We start from the raw sequence: 13,176 nt of genomic DNA on the forward strand, positions 1-13,176 counted from the left end.
TGTTATGAAAAAACATCTGTCCCTTCAAAACGTTTTACACGATCTACACACGCTTCAAGCCGACGAAGAACAACTACAAGCCGATCTCAATGAACAGGTAAAAAAACATAAGTTCAAGAATGCAAAGACCACGATCCAACAATTGAAGGAATTAAATACAGATATTAATAAAATGCTCAACACCGTCGTTGATATTTGAGTAAATCGCTTGTGAGAGTAAACAAGGTTTGCAAGTAAAGAATTTTATTTCCATGCAACAACAGCGGACAAGCCCTGCAGGGCCATTCAAAAGTCAGTTCATTTGAATGGCCCTTTTTTTGTTTTCAGAAACACGAAGGGAGGCGAGGAGAACACGTGAATGTCTACACGCGTTTTTTTCTCATGTTCATTATTTGGAGCGCACTGATGGTTGTGCTCAATACCTGGCTGTCTTTCGATGACAAGCACAAAGAAGTCATCATGGACATGACCGAATCCGCAAAAACCGCAGTGATCGTCGATGCGAACGAGCGGTCGAGGGCCGATCCGGGCGTTTTGCGGCTAAACGAGGAGGCGTTTAAACAAGACTTTGAACAACTGTTTCAGAAAAACATGGAGATTCATCTGACGGGGGTGCAGTATACTTTTGGTTTTCTAAATGACAGCCAGACGGGCGCGGTGAAGGCAATCAAAATTAAGATTCACGACGGCAAGGGTAATGATTACCATACCACGTATGTGGCTAACGTCACCGCGTCTAACTAAAACGAAAGGAGATTTCAATGGAAGGCGTTAAGGATTCACAAGGCAAACTGTTGCCCAGCACACTAAAAATTATAAAAGATCAGCTGCTGATTACTCACGCCAAGCTGATGAACGAATGCTACGATGGTGATGCAAAATCACGAGCTGATCTGGGTTCAGTTATCATGACGCAATTTCCAGAACTCGTCAAAACGGAAGCACAGGCGAATTACGCTGTGCAGGAAATTGTCGGGCTGGGCATTCTTGAAGAACTGCAACAGGATCCGAAGAACACGGATGTTGGCTATAACGGTTCCCGGTTGTTTCGAAAAACCAATAACGGCTTTTATTACATTAAAGATCCCCGGGTGAATGATGACTATATTAATCGCCTACTTCAGCGCTCGGCTTCCCGGGTTAAGAAGGATTTCAGCAAAAAAGAACCGCGTCTGTCCGGACAAATCGGCAATCAGCGTCTGTCAGCCCGGAATCAGTCCATGACGGTCAGCGGCCCGACTTTTTCCATTCGCTTGTCGCGTCCGGGGCTGGTGATGACGGAGGCGACGATCCAAGATTTTTGCCCGCCTAGCATCTTCAGATTTTTTGCTTCAAATTTATGGGCTCACAATAATATGCTTCTGGCTGGCGACATGGGGACCGGCAAGACCTCTTTTCAAAAACTGGTTTTATCCAAGGCCAATCCGGAAGAAAAGATCATCCTGCTGGAAGATGAGGACGAAACCCATGCTAAGATGTTGTTTCCGGACTTGAACATTTATGAGTGGTTGGTCGGTCCGGGCGCGAATTATGAAGAAAGTATTGAGGACGCTTTTCGAAACGATGCCGTATGGGTCATGCCATCCGAGATCCGCGGCCGGGAAACCGGCACACTAGTGGAAGGTGCGATTGGGGGCACGCACGTCTTTACAACGCTGCACACCCTCAGCGCGCCGATGATTCCCGATCGCCTGCTCAGCATGATCACGAAGTATCACAGCGTGAATGAAGAAAGGATGCTGAAGAATATCTATTCCGCCTTTCCAATCGGCGGCTACCTGAAGAAAAAGAAGGAGAACGGGCAGACGCTCCGCTGGCTGTCCGAGGTCATTGAGTTTTATCCGGATTGCACGGCCCGTCCGATTTTTCGTCGTAAACGTCGGAACGGCCAGTTTATCGATTCGTTTTTTCCTCTTAGCGGCCAGCTCCTAGAGCGTTATGAGGATGTGGATGAAGTGGATACGGACGAACTGAAGGAGGTGTTTGGCAACGTTTAAACGGCGAACCTGGACGCTTGAGGAAATCAACGTCTGGCGCGAGAAGTATGGACATAAGATTCAGGCCCGTGAACTCTTGGCCCGGTTTGTTATTGCCTTTCTCGCGCTCTATATCATGTCATATATTCTCTATCGCTATTGGTGGATGTCTGCCATTTATGGACTGATGGGCGTACTGGGCACTTATCTGTGGGTGCTTCCGGCTGAAGCACACCGCGTCTATGAGATGCAATCCTATCGGGAGCGAGACCGCTTCACGAATACATTCACGCAGATGATTAAAAACCCGGCTCGGTCCTTCGTCAGTTGTCTCAATGAAATTGCGAGCATCACGCTTGGGGAGCTGGGCGGGCAGCTAACGACGCTCACTGGGAGGCTGCGGTCAGCTAGCGAAAAAGAGGGCATCACGGCCATTGAATCGCTCAAAAGGCAGTACAAAAAGGACATTTCCTTTGTTCACTACCTGGAACAAATTGCGACGATTTTTGCCTTTGGCCGAATAAATACGAACGTGCTCGATCAGATCACTCGGCAGCACAACGAGGTCCTCATAGAGCGTGAAACCTTTATCGAGGACAAGAAGGGGCCGAAGAGCGAGCTCTTGATCATGCTGTTCATGACGTTCTTTGCTTTCTTCGTTCTCAGCCATGTATTTACGCTGGAAAACTGGATCAACTTGTACAGCCACCAGCCGACCGGCTGGTTTTGCAACACACTGTACTTCGTGTACATTGGCATCATTTATCGTATTTTCTTCAAAAACTATGTCGATGACGAGGTGGAGGAGATCAACTATTGAAAGTCTTAAACTGGCTGTCCGGGAAACTGTCGGAGCCGGATTATGAAGAATTGCTAAAAACCGTTTATGCAACGGAAAAGGGACGACAACGGGAAAGGGGCCGACGATTGCTTGTGCCGCTTTTACTTTTTCTGCTGGCCGTCCTTTTTGCCCTGATTGTGCGATCGGTGCTTCCGGCTGTCATTGCGCTGGGTGTTGCTTTTCTGATTTGGAAGTTTCACTACGTCAACATTCGGCAACTTGCCCAGCTGTCGATTATCAAGCGGCGCGTCAATTTTGCCCTGTATTTCCGGGTTCTCGTGCCGATCGCGGAACAGACCTCCTTCACTGACGCATTGGAACAGGCGCTTAAGCAGAATCCAGAGATCCCGATCGCGGACGATGTACATCGTCTCATTGGTCGCATGATTGAGCAGCCGGATGACATTAAAGTGTTTTGGGAATTTGGCGAACGTGCCGGTGCGGGGAGTGATCAAGCGCGCACACTTTGCACGGCTCTGTTTGAGTTTCAGCAGAATACCAAAGATCCAGATGTGCTGCGTAATTTGGCTAAGATGGCCAGCGACGAGCTGTTCAGAAATCGGAAAAAAATTCGCGAGATGAGAATTGCTCGCTTTAATTACCTGGCTTTCGCGATTTTCCTCGGCATGCTGATCCCTTTTTCCGGTTCGCTGATCAGTTACCTATCGAATTTTGGCAAAATCATGACCTTTCACGGTTAAGGAGGGGAGGTAAGCTATGCGAACTTGGGTACTGAATATCGCGACGCTGATTATTTTTGCGATTCTGATCGCCGCTCTTGGTACGTCTGCAGCATATTGGGCACAGCGCAGTCAGGCGTATGATTTCCGGCAGTATGTCGACTATCAGATTCAGCGCAACGGAGGGCTGACTGGCAGCGCGATGACGGAAATCAACGCCTATGACCAACAAAAGTACGGGGGACGCTATCGGTTGGAAAGCAAGAGCGGCAACGGGGCACAGCCTTATGGCAGCGTGATCAACTATCAGGTCAAAGTACCGGAACGGCTGACTCTGCTCAATATTCAACTGCCTCCGCAAACCATTTCGGGATCAGCCGTTTCTCTAGTCCGGGGGGACGGTTCTTGAGGGGCATCGTTCGGTATGGAACTGATTGAACCATTCGAGTCCCAAACATTCAAATATTTGCTTAAAAGACCCTGATCCTTTGGATCTCAGGGCTTTTTATATATTTTTAAAAATCTTCTTTAGAGGAGGTGAAATACGTGCGGACCTGGATTATGGAAGTCGCAGTCGTTGTCGTTGGACTGGCAGCGACTCTCATTGTTTATACATCGGTGACTGGGCATCTACCGACTGAGCTGACATCGATGTGGAACTGGTTTAACACGATCTGGCAGGGCTGATCAGTCAGGAGGAAAAAAGGAATGGGGAGGTCTGTTTTGACGATCAACGTGGATTACGAGGAATATCAACAAATTGACCGGGACAAGCGTTTTCTTTGGCAGCCAGACAGACTGCCAGTTCTGGTCAAACATTTGCCGACAAGTGAGAAGATGGGGCGCTTGTCGGTCGTTTTTTACTGCGGAGTGATCAATTCGCTCCGCGTTTTTCATATCCAGCGGCTCGTGCCCCATGAGAAGGGCGTCGAGCTGCAGCTGAATTAGGCTGTGAAAACAACGAAAGGGGGCTGCGGATGTCAGAGAAAACGGAACGCGCGGAAAGGCGCAAGCGGAAGGAAATGGCCGTCAAAATCCTGGCGGCACAAGGCCAAGATTACGAGGACTGGCTGGACACTCAGCACCGGAGGGTCATTGAGGAAGGCGTGCCGACGCTGGATGCGGCGCTGAATTTATTCATCGAAAAACAGAAGAAGGGTCGGGACTAATATGCCATCAGGGGTCGTCAATATTATCATTGCCTGTTTAAATTTCGTTACCACAATCAGCGGGGCCTATGCCGCACTGAAGTTGTCGATCTACGGCATTGCTTATATGCAGAAAAATCCACAGAAAATTCAGGAAGCCAAAGACGGCATGGTCAACGTAGCCATCGGGCTGGCCGTCTGCATTAGCTCTCTGTCGATTTCGCAGTGGCTGCAAGGCAACCTGAAATTTTAAAAGAGGGTGGGCTGTTTGTTAACTGTCTATTTTGAAGCCAGCCGGCGTCTACGAAAACGAGTGAAGAAAAATCAACCGCTATCCATTCGCCGTGCCAGTGAAATTTTAAAGGAACTGGAGGAGGAGGCGCAGGCTGCCGGATCTAGCGAGGCAGTCGTTTATGTGATCTATGATGGGAATCGCCTACTTTTTAAAGACCGTCATCTGATCGGAGTTGGACAGCCAACAAACTTGCTGTTTCTTGTACAGGAGGCGCTGACGACTGTGTTCGTCGATGAGCCGGAAGCGGACAAAGACCGGTTGCTCCAGCGAGTAGCTGAAGCGATGCGAGCACCAGAGGAGCCTGAACCGGCCGATGTTCCACCGTGTGTGCCAAGTGGCCGGTTTTTCTCTCGACTAGCATTCTGGCGAAAGCCCAAGGGTGATGATCGTCGGAGGGAAGTGCGTACGCATGCCTCTCGTGTGCGACTGCCAAAGGATCGGCATCGTCCAAAGGCTCCAAACGAAAGGACAACCCATACAGCTAGTGACGTGAATAGAAACGAGAAACAAGAGCCGGCAGCAGCGGTCAGCCAGGAGCCGAATCAGGAACGTGGAGAACCCGTCCACGTTCCTGCCAAGGGTCGACGCGCATTCGAACGCTTGGTCGGTAGGCTCAAGACTTGCCGTACAATCTGGCAGAAGTATGGGCCTGTCGTGAAGCAAGCGGTCAAGCAAGTCGCTAAATCCACGGCAACCGGAATGAAAATCATGGTTCAACACCATCAGGCGGCGCAGCTTCGACGAGAGGAACGACGGATCAAAGCACTGGACGTGCAACTTGAGCAAGCAAAACAAAAAGCAAAGCTCTACGAAGAGCTGGCAGCGGACCGAGAACGGGTGAGAAAACAGGTGGAGGAAGATGCCCGGCACGAGGAACGGCTGGCCCGTGAGCTGAAGGAAGCCCGAACGGCGAAGGTGCGCAGCGGGCATGGGAGAACTTGGATCGGCGGGCTGGTGCTCGTCGCTTTCTTTTTAAGCGGACTGTGGTACTGGCAACATCCAGATCAGGCTCATCAAGCGATGGAGACTATCGTCCACTTAAAAAATCAGGTCCTGAGTCAGTTCGGGATGCACTGAAGGGAGGAATGGGTTCATGCAGAAAAATGAAAACCGAGCCAACTGGCCTGCCTTTATGCTGCGTCCTTACGTGTGGCCGTTCTGGCTTGCGGCTGTTCTGTTTTTGGCTTATGTGGTTGCGAATATCGGATTAACGCTGACTGGCCAGCTGCCTGACATGCTTCATACATTGCTCGCGCAGGCACATCGTGGACATCTGTTCCAGATAAAGCTGCCCAACTTGTTTTCGGGCTCGACGCTGTCCTGGCTGTTTCATCCGCACCTGACATCCTGGCCAGTTTATGTTCTGGGAGCCGGGGCGCTAAGCATTGAGATCATCCGGCTATTTCGCCAACTTCGTCGAGCCGCTGATCCGGTCAATCGGGGGCAGAGGCAATGAACAAGCGTTACAAACAGTGGAAGAGGATTCTGGCGACGCCGTGGTTCTTAACGGCCTATGCCATCGGGGTAGTCATTCTTGCCACACTGGCCGTGAATTTCGTGCTGAATATGGTCATTCGTTTGCCAGGATACCTTCACACAACCCTGACGACTGCAGCTAGCCAAGTCGCGCAGCGTCCCTCTTTCTTTACGGGATGCATGTCCTGGCTCGTAACGCCTGTTCCTTCACTATTCTTGGTTTATGTTGTCGTGGCAATTATTCTGGCCATCTTTTTGCCGATCCGACTGTATAAGATGCGGATCGCCTACAGAGACATCAACCTGGGTACGGAGGGCACGCGGCGCTGGACCACGCTGAAAGAGGTTCAGGAACAGTACAAAGCCATTCCGGACAATGATGAGGAATACAAGGGACAATCGGGATATCCCGTGTTGCACCACCAGCACACGCTGTACATTGAAACGATGAACACGCACTCCGTTGTGGATTCCTCGACACAATCCGGCAAGACAGAAACGTTCACGTATCCCTTCCTGGATGCCGTGATGCGCGCGGAGGAAAAAGATTCGGCGTTCATTACTGACATCAAGGGTGATATTTTGAAAAATACCCGGGCCGAGTTCATCGCGCATGGCTACGACGTGAAGGTATTCAACTTGCTCCTGCCGTATCAGGGAATTGCTTACAACCCGCTGGAACTGGTCAAAAGGGCTTATTTGAAAGGTGATTACGCGAAGGCCCAGATGCTGTGCAACACACTATCCTATTCGCTGTTCCATAACCCAAACGCCAAAGATCCCATGTGGGAAGAGTCCAGCATCTCGCTGACGAACGCCCTGATCCTGGCTGTCTGCGGAATCTGTAAGAAGATTGGTCATCCGGAGTGCATCACGATGTACACAGTCACAGTCATGCTCAATGAACTGGGAAGCGATCCGGATGAAAATGGAATGACAGATCTGGATTCGTTTTTTGCCAACCTACCCGTGAATGATCCGGCTAAGCTGCAGTACGGCACGGTGCAGTTCTCACAAGGGGTCACGCGGTCCGGGATCTTTACCGGGACGATGGCCAAGCTGAAGAATTACGCTTACGACACGATTGCACGCATGACCGCGCAGAACGATATGAATTTTGAGGACATGGCGTATGGGGAGAAGCCTGTCGCCCTCTTCATTGTCTATCCGGACTGGGACGACTCCAACTACAGCCTGATTTCGACTTTTCTCAGCCAGGCCAATGCTGTGCTGAGCGAAAAGGCGACGCTGTCGAAGGAAAGCCGGCTACCCCGACGTGTCCATTATGTGCTGGAAGAAGCCGCTAACATCCCAGCGATCGAAGGCTTATCGCGAGCGATGAATGTCGGTCTGAGCCGAAACATTCTCTATCATTTAATCATTCAGAGCCGGGCACAATTGGAGGACAAATATGGCAAGGAACTTGCCGCGGCGATTATTGGGGCTTGCGGCAATCGTTACTACATCATGTCGGACGGTCCGGAAGATGCGGAGGAATTTTCCAAACTGCTCGGTAATCAGACGGCTATTGCGCCGGATCGGCAGGGTGATCCGCTGGCGATCGACAAAGTCTTTTCTGAGCGCGAGGCTCAGCGTCTTCTTTTAATGCCGGACGAGCTTTCTTCGCTTCAAGATGGCGAGTGGGTGCTTTTGCGTACGAAGCATCGCCGCGACCTGAAGGGCCGGCGTATCAAGCCGTATCCGATTTTCGCGAATGTTGCTGAGGGTACGCAAATGCTCCATCGGTATGAATATTTGATGCATCGTTTCAATCACCCGAGTACATTTGAGGACATGAACCTGTGGGGATCGCATAAGGACATTGATCTTAATAAACTGGTCATTGACTTTCAACATCCGGAAAAGAAAGAAGGTGATCCTTTGGAGGACAAGCACATTGAAGGCATTCCGGAAACGGAAACCGGTATTTTAACCGTACTAACAGGCGATCAGCTGGAGCTGCTCAGGCAGTCCTTTGCCCGGCTCGATCCGGACCGTGCGGCTACCTTTAATCAGCTGGATACCGTTGAAGCGATTCAGCAGTTTTTTGGCTATGAAGGCAATGTGGCACTAAGCCAGAAGGACGGCATCCGGCAGATTCTTGCACTGCTTTCAGAAAGAAAGGAGGCTTGATCATGGGGCTCAGTGACAGCCAAATTATAGCCAAGCTGAAGAGCATTCTTGACTACCTGAGCCTGAACTCGCCGGGAACAGATCTGCTTCGTTGGATCGGTTGGTCAATCATTAAAGGGCTCTCCGCCGTTGATAATAGCCTGAGTAATGGGGTCACACAGGCCTATAAACTCATGGCATTTTATGATTCTTCAGGTTTTAATGCCTTCATTAAGCCCTATCTGCCTTTTTTCTTCACGATGGCAGGGCTGGCTCTTGCTTATTTAGGCTGGACAATCATTATCCGGCATCGGACGGATTATAACAAGCTCATCGTCAATTTTCTAGTCATCGTCACTTTCTTTGCGGCGATGCCCTGGGGCATGCAGCAGATGTACAAGATGGTCAACTATGGGCAGAGCGGTTTAAGTTCAGCCAAGAGCTTGAGCAGTCAAATGGGCGACGGGACACAGGTGATTAAATCCAACATTACTGATCTTTACTTATTGGATAAAGCCAAATTCAACGCCAGTAAAATGAGCAGTAAAAACTACATTTCAAGCGACAGCGATGTGTCTGTTCTGGATATTAATGAGGCGGTGGATACTGGCAACAATTCGCCACTGTCTGATGATGGCAAAAAGATTTTTTCAAAAAAGCTTAGCAATTCCACCGGGAAACTGACACTCGAAGATATGCAGACGCATTGGTTTACCGCGGATGAAGCGTATTATCGTTATTCCTGGCATCCGTTTCTTATGATCATCAGTCTGCTGATGACCATGGTCGTCGTGTTGAGCACGATGTTCAAAGTAGCCCAGCTGAGCATGGAACTTGCCCTCGTCAAAACGATTGCGATTGGCAGCTCATTCACCGATCTGGAAAGCGGTCAGCGGACAAAGAAGATGATCCTCAAAATCCGGAACATTTTTATCGTACTCTACCTGATGGCGCTGACCTTGAAGATTTATTTCGTTTTTCTGGACTATATCTCCAGTGTCAAAGGAATCAGCGATCTGGTGCGTGTGATCTTTACGGTAGCGGCTGGTTTTCTGGTTATCGACGGACCGAACATCGTCGAAGAATTGTTTGGCATCAATGCCGGCATGAGCAGTGCGATCAAAGGCGCAATGGGCCTCATGGGAGCCGGCTTTCTGGCTTCCCGTGCCGCTGGCGGTGCCCTCGACGCTGGGAAAAAGGCACTGGATGTCGGCAAGAAAATGGCTGGCCGCGCAGCCAACGTCGGCGGCGCGGCATTGGGCGCAGGCAAGGGAGCTCTCGATGGATTTAAGAGCAAGGCGACGAACGCCGCCGACCCATCTAAGTCGAAAAATGTCAAGCCGGATGCCCAGCCTGGCAACAGCAAACAGCCGGGTGGACTGGGCGAGATGAAAGCCCCGCTGTCTGACGAGGCGGCCGCTCAGAAAATGGGCGACAAAATTGCTACCGCTTCCAAAGGGCTCGGCTTTAGCACCCCCGGGGCCGGGGGAACTTCTGCCGGGCCGTCCGTAGCGGCTGCGACTAAACCTTCTGCTGCAGTTGCAGGAAATCAGCTGGCGACTGCAGCTTCCCAATCCACTCCTGCTTTCGGCAACTCGGATCAAGGGGGGGCTGCAATTCCCGACAGTTCCGGCAGTATAGGCGGGACCTCCACTGCTGCTCTAGGCGATGCGTCTGCCGGCGGCGGTCCGGAGACCCTCGGATCGTCAGGTCCTCATTCGAGTGGAGCATTTTCCGGTTTTGGGCATTTTTCACCGCAACCGATCAGCACCGTTAGAGGGACCGGTCAAGTTCATCTGCCGGCTTCGGTTGCTCAGCGTGCCGCTGCAGGGAAACAGGCAATCGCCGCCACCGAACCGCAGCCGACGACACGCGAAACACTGGGTCAGGCCGCTGGACGGAAGCTCACCAATAGCTATGCTGGCATGGCGCAAAGGATCTCAGATTCTGCGCCCTTCAGCGCTTACCGAAAAAGCCGCGACCTGACCTATAACTCGATTGCGGGGCCTCCCCCAGCCAGCATTCCAACTCAGGCAGATAGCGGCCCAAACAGTCCGCCTTCTGGACCGACAAGTTTGCCTACTCCGTCTATTTCGTCGAGCAGTCAGCCCTCGCACCCTGTTCTTTCAACAACGAGCGCGAACCCCTCGACTGCGGCTACGAGTTCACCGCAACCAATTGCAGCCCCACCCGTTCCGCAGGCGCTACATGCTTATTCTAAGGCAAACCAGGCCAGCATTCGAGAACAGTTTCCGAACGCGCAGGCAGTAGGTTCCGCCAGCTTTTGGCACAGTCACGGGGCAGCCATTCAGTCAGGTGCTCAGCCGATCACCGTGACGGTTCCTGTAAAAGATGGAGCTGGGAAGGTCACGGACTTTCAGCAAGGAGAGGTCTATGACATCAGCCAGACAACCATGAATGCTTCAAACATTCCAGGCTGGCTCTCCAAAAATGTGAAGAAGGGGGTTAAACAGTGAGCCGCATGCGCACGTTTATTGAAACGCCGCACAATTTGCAGGTGAAGCCGGGTATATATGGCTTGTCGATTGCACAGTGGCTGATCGTCTTTGCCAGCGGGGGTCTGGCTTTCTTGACAAAATTCTTGGTCCTGCCAGGTTTTTCATACATCTACGTGGCACTGGTTCCGACGACGGTGTATGTGCTACTCATGCCGAGCCGACACGCAGCGGGTAAAACGATGGTTCAAGAAACGTTGACCGTTCTGTTCCGCGATCATGGCGTCTACCGCTCTATTTTACCGCCGGGAAAGGTGAAACCAACCGAAGGGAGCAAGAGCAATGCCGTTTAACGCGATTGAGAAACGGGAGAAAGAGCGACAACCAACGAATCGTCGTGAGAAGAAAGCACTGGCCGAACTGGATCAAATCAACCGGATATACCCCGTCCACGGGTACACGGACGATGGCTATGTGATAACTAAGGTATTAGGGTTCATTGACGGGTTCATCGAGATCCTAAAGCTCCGGCAGTACGATCTTTATAAGCTGGACAGTATGCAGTACGATACGCTGACGTCTGGTCAGTGGAACCTAAATAAGTTATATGTGCCGCCGCTTAAAGAGGTGTATCTCAACTTTCCGGAAGACAATCAGGATCAGCAAAACTACTGGAAATACAAGATAGAACATACAACGGATCCGAATCGACTACGCATTCAGCAGTTTGAGCTAGAGAAGCTGAGCTACATCGAAAAAAAGCATCGAATGCGCAACGTTTATCTGTTCGTTTTTGGAAAGACGATCGAGGAACTGAAAACCCGTCTGCAGGACCTGGAACGGTTTAAAGATCATCTGGGACAGGAGGCGCTCTCACTTCGCGATAAAAAGCGGGTGCTTTTTAGTTTCAACAATCAATTATGAGAGGTGTGAAATCATTTTGCCAACGAATGCTCAACTAGACACCGACGTAACGATCGCCGCAGCTGATCAGCCAGTCCTTTGGATGCAGCAGCCTCCGCTTCCGGAGTTCGCGGGCGCAGAGGAGGATGTTCCCGATGCCGAATAGGCGCTACTCTCCTAAAACGCCCGAGGAGAAGAAAGCAGAGATCCAAGGCCTAATTGGCCAAATGGATCAAGCGATTGACGGCTATTTTGTCGATCCGGAGAAGCTGAAAGAATATCTATCGTTTATGAGTCAGTTTTATCGCTACTCGCCGGCGAACGCTGCACTGATTCAAAAGCAGTTTCCCGGTGCAGTGGCGGTCGGCTCCTATCCATTTTGGAAGTCTAAAAGTTATACCGTCCGAAAAGGCGAGCATGGTCAAAAGATCTGGGTGCCCATTCAGGTACCTGCCAAATTCCGAACCAAGACAGGCGAATGGAAGCCGCTTAGGAAGGCGACTGCAGAAGAGCTCAGAGCGATTAACGAGGGGGCGCTTCGCCAGATCGAGGCGCACAGGGGTTTCACGACCGGAACGGTTTTTGACATTTCCCAGACCACCTGTCCACTTGAGAAATTGCCGGAACTCTTCCCTAATCGCCATATCACCGGAGAAATCAAGGACTTCGACCGTTGGATGAAAGGATTGCGTCAGGTGGCCAAAAATCTGGGAATGTCGATCGACGAAAGCAGCCCTTATACCGGTGGTGCGGCGAAGGGCGTCTTTATCCCGACGCTTAAAAAAATCCAACTAAACCCACGGAACACGCCATTTGAGAATGCGACGACTCTGACGCATGAACTGGCACACGCGGCCCTTCATCCGGTGGACAAGCTGGGGAAGACTACCATGAGGCAGAAGGAATTTCAAGCGGAGATGACGGCCTATGTCGTTCATAGCCACTTCGGAATTGATACAAAAAATGAATCCTTGCACTATCTGGCCAGCTGGACGAAAAATAAAACTCTGAACGACAAAAAGAAACTGATCGGAGAGGTCCACGAAACGTCGTTAAGTTTCATTTCTACTCTGGAAAACAAATTAGGAAGAGAACCTCAGCAACGCCAGAATGAATCGTCAAAATCCGAGGCTTCAGCCGTTTACAGTTTGCCAGAACGGTCTTCAAAATTATCCGGAAAATCGAAGCCAAGGTCAGCGTCACTGACGCCGAGCCGCTGAAGGAGGTGAGAGGAAAAAAGGCTGAAGTCGATGAATGTGAGTCGGTGAATTTCAAGGAAAGGGGTTTAA

The 13,176-nt window shown here is 50.8% G+C and carries 17 protein-coding genes; all 17 read left to right on the plus strand.

Annotated features, from left to right (window positions below; genetic code table 11):
* Positions 1-4: 4 nt before the first annotated feature.
* The 17 genes from OYT88_RS18030 (at position 5) to OYT88_RS18110 (ending at position 13,107) form a co-directional block, all read left to right on the plus strand.
* Positions 5-199 (plus strand): hypothetical protein, encoded by a 195-nt coding sequence (locus tag OYT88_RS18030; protein WP_274401751.1) that lies wholly within the window; start codon positions 5-7, stop codon positions 197-199.
* A 155-nt stretch (positions 200-354) separates the two neighbouring features.
* Positions 355-744, plus strand: a complete 390-nt coding sequence (locus OYT88_RS18035; RefSeq protein ID WP_274401752.1) for a pXO2-26 family protein — start codon at positions 355-357, stop codon at positions 742-744.
* Between the two features lie 17 nt (positions 745-761).
* Complete coding sequence (locus tag OYT88_RS18040; RefSeq protein WP_274401753.1) at positions 762-1,997, plus strand: ATPase, T2SS/T4P/T4SS family; 1,236 nt, start codon at positions 762-764, stop codon at positions 1,995-1,997.
* The gene (locus OYT88_RS18045; protein WP_274401754.1) at positions 1,984-2,796 is read left to right on the plus strand and encodes a hypothetical protein; all 813 of its coding nucleotides are present in this window, start codon (positions 1,984-1,986) and stop codon (positions 2,794-2,796) included. Before OYT88_RS18040 ends, OYT88_RS18045 begins: the two co-directional genes overlap by 14 nt.
* Positions 2,793-3,518 (plus strand): hypothetical protein, encoded by a 726-nt coding sequence (locus OYT88_RS18050; RefSeq protein ID WP_274401755.1) that lies wholly within the window; start codon positions 2,793-2,795, stop codon positions 3,516-3,518. The genes OYT88_RS18045 and OYT88_RS18050 overlap by 4 nt, the downstream gene beginning before the upstream one ends.
* 16 nt (positions 3,519-3,534) lie before the next feature.
* Positions 3,535-3,906, plus strand: coding sequence for a hypothetical protein (locus OYT88_RS18055; RefSeq protein WP_274401756.1), 372 nt, complete (start codon positions 3,535-3,537; stop codon positions 3,904-3,906).
* Positions 3,907-4,043: 137 nt separating this feature from the next.
* Positions 4,044-4,184 (plus strand): hypothetical protein, encoded by a 141-nt coding sequence (locus OYT88_RS18060; protein WP_274401757.1) that lies wholly within the window; start codon positions 4,044-4,046, stop codon positions 4,182-4,184.
* 21 nt (positions 4,185-4,205) lie between these two features.
* A complete protein-coding gene (locus OYT88_RS18065; protein WP_274401758.1) occupies positions 4,206-4,445 on the plus strand; it encodes a hypothetical protein in 240 nt (79 codons plus the stop codon).
* Positions 4,446-4,474: 29 nt separating this feature from the next.
* Positions 4,475-4,666, plus strand: coding sequence for a hypothetical protein (locus OYT88_RS18070; protein ID WP_274401759.1), 192 nt, complete (start codon positions 4,475-4,477; stop codon positions 4,664-4,666).
* A 1-nt stretch (position 4,667) separates the two neighbouring features.
* The gene (locus OYT88_RS18075) at positions 4,668-4,898 is read left to right on the plus strand and encodes a hypothetical protein (protein WP_274401760.1); all 231 of its coding nucleotides are present in this window, start codon (positions 4,668-4,670) and stop codon (positions 4,896-4,898) included.
* Positions 4,899-4,913: 15 nt separating this feature from the next.
* Positions 4,914-6,017: a hypothetical protein gene (locus OYT88_RS18080; protein WP_274401761.1), complete on the plus strand. Its 1,104-nt coding sequence runs from the start codon at positions 4,914-4,916 to the stop codon at positions 6,015-6,017.
* 16 nt (positions 6,018-6,033) lie between these two features.
* On the plus strand, positions 6,034-6,396 hold the full coding sequence (locus OYT88_RS18085; protein ID WP_274401762.1) for a hypothetical protein: 363 nt from the start codon (positions 6,034-6,036) through the stop codon (positions 6,394-6,396).
* On the plus strand, positions 6,393-8,549 hold the full coding sequence (locus OYT88_RS18090; protein ID WP_274401763.1) for a VirD4-like conjugal transfer protein, CD1115 family: 2,157 nt from the start codon (positions 6,393-6,395) through the stop codon (positions 8,547-8,549). The genes OYT88_RS18085 and OYT88_RS18090 overlap by 4 nt, the downstream gene beginning before the upstream one ends.
* 2 nt (positions 8,550-8,551) lie before the next feature.
* Entirely contained in the window at positions 8,552-11,005 is a 2,454-nt protein-coding gene (locus tag OYT88_RS18095) for a pLS20_p028 family conjugation system transmembrane protein (protein ID WP_274401764.1), read from the plus strand.
* 5 nt (positions 11,006-11,010) lie between these two features.
* Positions 11,011-11,337, plus strand: coding sequence for a DUF5592 family protein (locus OYT88_RS18100; protein ID WP_527194301.1), 327 nt, complete (start codon positions 11,011-11,013; stop codon positions 11,335-11,337).
* Entirely contained in the window at positions 11,327-11,908 is a 582-nt protein-coding gene (locus OYT88_RS18105; RefSeq protein ID WP_274401766.1) for a hypothetical protein, read from the plus strand. Before OYT88_RS18100 ends, OYT88_RS18105 begins: the two co-directional genes overlap by 11 nt.
* A 134-nt stretch (positions 11,909-12,042) precedes the next feature.
* Positions 12,043-13,107 (plus strand): ImmA/IrrE family metallo-endopeptidase, encoded by a 1,065-nt coding sequence (locus OYT88_RS18110; RefSeq protein ID WP_274401767.1) that lies wholly within the window; start codon positions 12,043-12,045, stop codon positions 13,105-13,107.
* The last annotated feature ends 69 nt before the right edge of the window (positions 13,108-13,176 follow it).

Source organism: Sporolactobacillus sp. CQH2019 (genome assembly GCF_028765345.1).
Taxonomy (GTDB): Bacteria; Bacillota; Bacilli; order Bacillales; family Sporolactobacillaceae; genus Sporolactobacillus.

Excerpts from the sequence above, each read along its gene's own strand:
- OYT88_RS18030 (WP_274401751.1), top strand. The coding sequence starts at position 5 with ATGAAAAAACATCTGTCCCTTCAAAACGTTTTACACGATCTACACACG.
- OYT88_RS18040 (WP_274401753.1), top strand. The coding sequence starts at position 762 with ATGGAAGGCGTTAAGGATTCACAAGGCAAACTGTTGCCCAGCACACTA.
- OYT88_RS18055 (WP_274401756.1), top strand. The coding sequence starts at position 3,535 with ATGCGAACTTGGGTACTGAATATCGCGACGCTGATTATTTTTGCGATT.
- OYT88_RS18065 (WP_274401758.1), top strand. The coding sequence starts at position 4,206 with ATGGGGAGGTCTGTTTTGACGATCAACGTGGATTACGAGGAATATCAA.
- OYT88_RS18070 (WP_274401759.1), top strand. The coding sequence starts at position 4,475 with ATGTCAGAGAAAACGGAACGCGCGGAAAGGCGCAAGCGGAAGGAAATG.
- OYT88_RS18075 (WP_274401760.1), top strand. The coding sequence starts at position 4,668 with ATGCCATCAGGGGTCGTCAATATTATCATTGCCTGTTTAAATTTCGTT.
- OYT88_RS18085 (WP_274401762.1), top strand. The coding sequence starts at position 6,034 with ATGCAGAAAAATGAAAACCGAGCCAACTGGCCTGCCTTTATGCTGCGT.
- OYT88_RS18090 (WP_274401763.1), top strand. The coding sequence starts at position 6,393 with ATGAACAAGCGTTACAAACAGTGGAAGAGGATTCTGGCGACGCCGTGG.
- OYT88_RS18095 (WP_274401764.1), top strand. The coding sequence starts at position 8,552 with ATGGGGCTCAGTGACAGCCAAATTATAGCCAAGCTGAAGAGCATTCTT.
- OYT88_RS18100 (WP_527194301.1), top strand. The coding sequence starts at position 11,011 with ATGCGCACGTTTATTGAAACGCCGCACAATTTGCAGGTGAAGCCGGGT.
- OYT88_RS18105 (WP_274401766.1), top strand. The coding sequence starts at position 11,327 with ATGCCGTTTAACGCGATTGAGAAACGGGAGAAAGAGCGACAACCAACG.
- OYT88_RS18110 (WP_274401767.1), top strand. The coding sequence starts at position 12,043 with ATGCCGAATAGGCGCTACTCTCCTAAAACGCCCGAGGAGAAGAAAGCA.